Annotated in this window: 3 protein-coding genes; all 3 read right to left on the bottom strand. The window is 69.4% G+C overall.

All coding sequences use genetic code 11. The features are described 5' to 3' along the window. Positions 1–113: 113 nt before the first annotated feature. Complete coding sequence (locus E1266_RS36245; RefSeq protein WP_132054963.1) at positions 114–539, bottom strand: DUF5954 family protein; 426 nt, start codon at positions 537–539, stop codon at positions 114–116. 103 nt (positions 540–642) lie between these two features. Then, positions 643–1,896: an alpha/beta hydrolase family protein gene (locus tag E1266_RS36250; protein ID WP_132054965.1), complete on the bottom strand. Its 1,254-nt coding sequence runs from the start codon at positions 1,894–1,896 to the stop codon at positions 643–645. A gap of 162 nt (positions 1,897–2,058) precedes the next feature. Next, a complete protein-coding gene (locus E1266_RS36255; RefSeq protein WP_243719326.1) occupies positions 2,059–3,603 on the bottom strand; it encodes a BBE domain-containing protein in 1,545 nt (514 codons plus the stop codon). Between the last annotated feature and the right edge of the window lie 42 nt (positions 3,604–3,645).

The following is a 3,645-nucleotide window of genomic DNA, read 5'->3' on the forward strand; positions in this document are numbered from 1 at the left end:
CGCCGTCCGCGAGCACGACCCGGAGCTGGCGGCACTCGCCGACCAGCTCGCCGACTCGGTCCAGTAGCACCGCCCCGCCTACGCCGACACGGCCTGACCCGGCGCGCTCCGGCTCAGCGCGCGTCGAAATCGGTCGGGCGCGGCGGCTCGGGGCCGTCCAGGCCGAACCGGCAGAACCTGTCGGCGCGGACGACGCGGAACACCCGACCGGCCACGGTCACCTCGTCGAGGTGCCCGTGTTCGAGGAGCACGGCCCCGTCCTGGTAGGCCGTGCGGTCCGCGCCGGTGGCGTGGAACCGCGCCATGTTCCGGAACCACCAGGCGAGGGAGTCGCGGGCGTCCTGCGGGGACATCCGCTCCATCCCCGACATCATCCAGCCGCCGGGGACCCGTTCCAGCACCCCGTACGTCGAGCCGTACCAGAGGACGACGGGGCGGGTCCGCCGTGCCAGTTCGTCGCCGAGCCGGGGCGGGCGCGCCGCGGCCGACAGGGATGGGGGGAGGTCACCGGCGAGAGCCGCACCATCACTTCCTGTCATGCCCTCCATCGTCACAGGGACGGCGGTGCGCCGCGCGCGTTTCGGCGATCTCGCGGGCCGGGCGTGACGCAGGACACGTGAATCGGCGGGGTCACGAGCGCGGTCAGGACTTGCGCGCCCCGATGGCGGCCGCGATGGCGGGCCAGCTGCGCTTCAGCTCGCGCTTCCAGTACTTCCAGTTGTGCATGCCCGGCCCGTAGAGGTTCGCGGTGACGGGGACGCCCGCCTGCTTGGCGGCGGCGACGAAGTTCTGGGCCATCACGCCGGAGAGCTGCTCGCCGATCCGCCCCGCGTGCTGCGGCGGCGTGTCCGGGTTGTCGTACGGGCCCGGCTCGCCGTTGCCGGACGAGACGTACACGCCGATGCCCTTGAGCTTGGCGACGTTCACGGTCGCGTCGTGCTCGCGCCAGTTGCTCCGCGCGGTGATCGGGTCGCCCCAGATCGACGTGCCCGACTCGCGGTTCATGGCCGTGAGGATGACCGGCATGCCGGGCGCGCTGATGTTGAGGGCGCCGCTGTAGGACGCGGCGTACTTGAACGTCCCGCGGTGCCGCTCGGCGTAGATCATGGCGCCCTGCCCGCCGGACGACAGGCCGATCGCGGCGCGGGTCGCCCCGGCGCGGAAATTGCGCTCCATCAGCGGGATGACCTCGTGCATGTGGAAGTTCTCCCACTGCGGGATGCCGCCCCTGCCGCCGTTGTACCAGTTGGCGTAGGAGCCGTTCCAGCCGCCCTCGGGCATGACGACCATCGCGTTGTACGGGCCGATGGTCTGCTCGATGTCGGAGTCCTTGGTCCAGGACGTGTAGTTGTTGTTGCCGCCGTGGAACGCGTACACGGTCGGCCACGTCTTGGTGGAATTCGCGCTCCACCCCTTGGGGACCATCACGCGCGTCTTCACCTTCGCGCCGAGCGCGGGGGACGCGATCTCGACGTCGAAGATCCGCGAGTTGATCTTCTTGACGCCGGTGATGGTGGCGCCGTTGGGCGCCTTGGCGTACTTGCCGGACCCGATGCCCGCGGGCAGCTTCGGCTTCTGGCCGCGCTTGCCCGCGTTGGTGTCGGGGTCGTTCGGCGCGGGGGCGCCGCCGCCCGTCCGGAACGGGTTGGTGCCCGCCGGGACGTCGGGCAGCTTCACCGGCTTGGCCGACTTCGTCGGCTGCGGGGCGGTGCCCGGCGCCGACGGCTGCGCCGCGGGGCCGAACGAGGGCACCGGTTCGGAGTCGCCGACGGCGTCCGACAACTTCTTCGGGACGCCCACGCCGGCCTGCGCGAGGCCGACCATGACGGCGGGCAGCAGCACGGCCGCCGCCGCGGTGCCCGCGATGGCGATCTTCCTGTCGGTACGCTTCTTCATGGACTCCCCAGCCGGCCCGGGCCGCAGCGGCCCGATGCTCCAATCCACACGCCCGACGAAACTACTGTCCCCTTCGTCACACCCGCAAGTATTGGTCAGCGAATGCAATAAAGGCGAGATGAACCGTCACGCCACGTCACGTGTCCCCCGTCACACGGGGCGTCATGGACGGATCGACTGCGCGTGCCGGAATACGTTCAGCGGGTCCCAGTACCGCTTGATCTCCTGTAGTTTCGCGCAGGCGTCCTTGTAGTAGAGCGTCTCCGACGACTGGTCCGAGCCGTTCCAGCGCTCGTCGTCCAGGTCGGTGTCCGGATACCCGATGTAACAACCGTCCGTGACATCACCGTCGGCGATGGGGACGCCACCGGTCCCGGCGAACGTCGCCTTGTAGGTGTCGCGGATCCACGCGAGGTGGGCGTCCTCCTGAGGATCGTGCCTCGTCCAGTAGACCTGGTACTGGAGCTTCAGTATGGAGTCGCGCTGCCGGACCGCCGTGTCGTGCAGAGGGCGGTTGACGGCGCCGCCATAGGAGTCGACCTGGATGAGCGCCTGCTTGTTGACGTAGTCGGTGTACTCCTCATTGCCGAGGTAGGCCCACATCGCGTCGATCTGCTGCCCGGTGAACGGCTTACTGAGGTAGGCGGACTTGTACTTCCCGCAGCGGTTCTCCCCGCTCGCGTTCAGCGCCTGGGTGGCCGTAAGCCACGGCATCACCCTGGGAATGTCCATGTGGACGAAATGCTCGCCCATCACCGACCGCATTTTCGTCGCCGCCGGACCGATCCGGCCGTCCACCGCCTCGATGAAGTCGGTCATCGCCTGCGACCCGTCGGGATCGTCCACGTCGACCTGGGCGAGAAGCCCGATCTGGCCGTTGCTCACATGGTTGAGCTTGAGCAGAGCGAACAGCTTGCCGGGCGCCGTGGACGCGTCCTGATGGTCGCGGAAGTACTCCCCGTACGCGGTCACGAGCGCGGTGAACTCGTCCTTGGTGAAGTCCTCCCAGTCCCAGGCGAGGGCGGTCAGCAGCACCTGTTTCGGCGGTTCGGGCAGCCCCCGGAACCAGAACCGGGTGACGACACCGAAGTTCCCGCCCCCTCCCCCGGCGTGCGCCCACAGCAAGTCCCGTAGGCGCTCGTCCTTGTCGTCCCGCCTCGCGACGACGAGCTTGACCGTCTTGTCGGCCCGGACTACCGCCACCTCCACCGCGTAGAGGTAGTCGACGGTGAGGCCGTGCTGCCGGGACAGGAGCCCGAACCCGCCCGCCGGGATGTGCCCGCCGAGCCCCACCGAGTAGCAGGAGCCACCGGGCAGCGTCTTCCCGCTGAGCGGATACAGGTGGCTGTAGACGTGCCAGTTCGTGGCCCCCGCCCCGACGCAGTACGCCTGCATATCGCCGTCGTACGAGACTCCGTACATGGGGCTGACGTCCAGGATGACCCGCACGTCCTTGCCGCAGACGAAGTCCTCGTAGCAATGCCCGCCGGCCTTCACCGTGATCCGCGTCCGCTCCGGGTCCGCCGGGGCCTCGTTCACCGCCTCCGCCAGCGCCGCCCGCGCCTCCCCGGGCATCCGCACCAGCCGCACATACTCCGGCTCGGCGATCCACCGCTGGTTGAACCCGCGGCTCAGCGCCGGATACCGCTTGTCACCGGGCCGGACCACGGTCGTGGGCAGTGTCGAGGTCTCACTCATCGATTGCATCGCCTCCACGTCGCAGACCACCAGCGCGAAGGACCCTTCCCC

This window comes from Actinomadura sp. 7K534 (assembly GCF_004348575.1).
Lineage (GTDB): Bacteria > Actinomycetota > Actinomycetes > Streptosporangiales > Streptosporangiaceae > Spirillospora > Spirillospora livida.

Bases quoted from the DNA above. Each gene is read 5' to 3' on its own strand.
- E1266_RS36245 (WP_132054963.1), bottom strand. From the start codon at position 539: ATGACAGGAAGTGATGGTGCGGCTCTCGCCGGTGACCTCCCCCCATCC.
- E1266_RS36250 (WP_132054965.1), bottom strand. From the start codon at position 1,896: ATGAAGAAGCGTACCGACAGGAAGATCGCCATCGCGGGCACCGCGGCG.
- E1266_RS36255 (WP_243719326.1), bottom strand. From the start codon at position 3,603: ATGCAATCGATGAGTGAGACCTCGACACTGCCCACGACCGTGGTCCGG.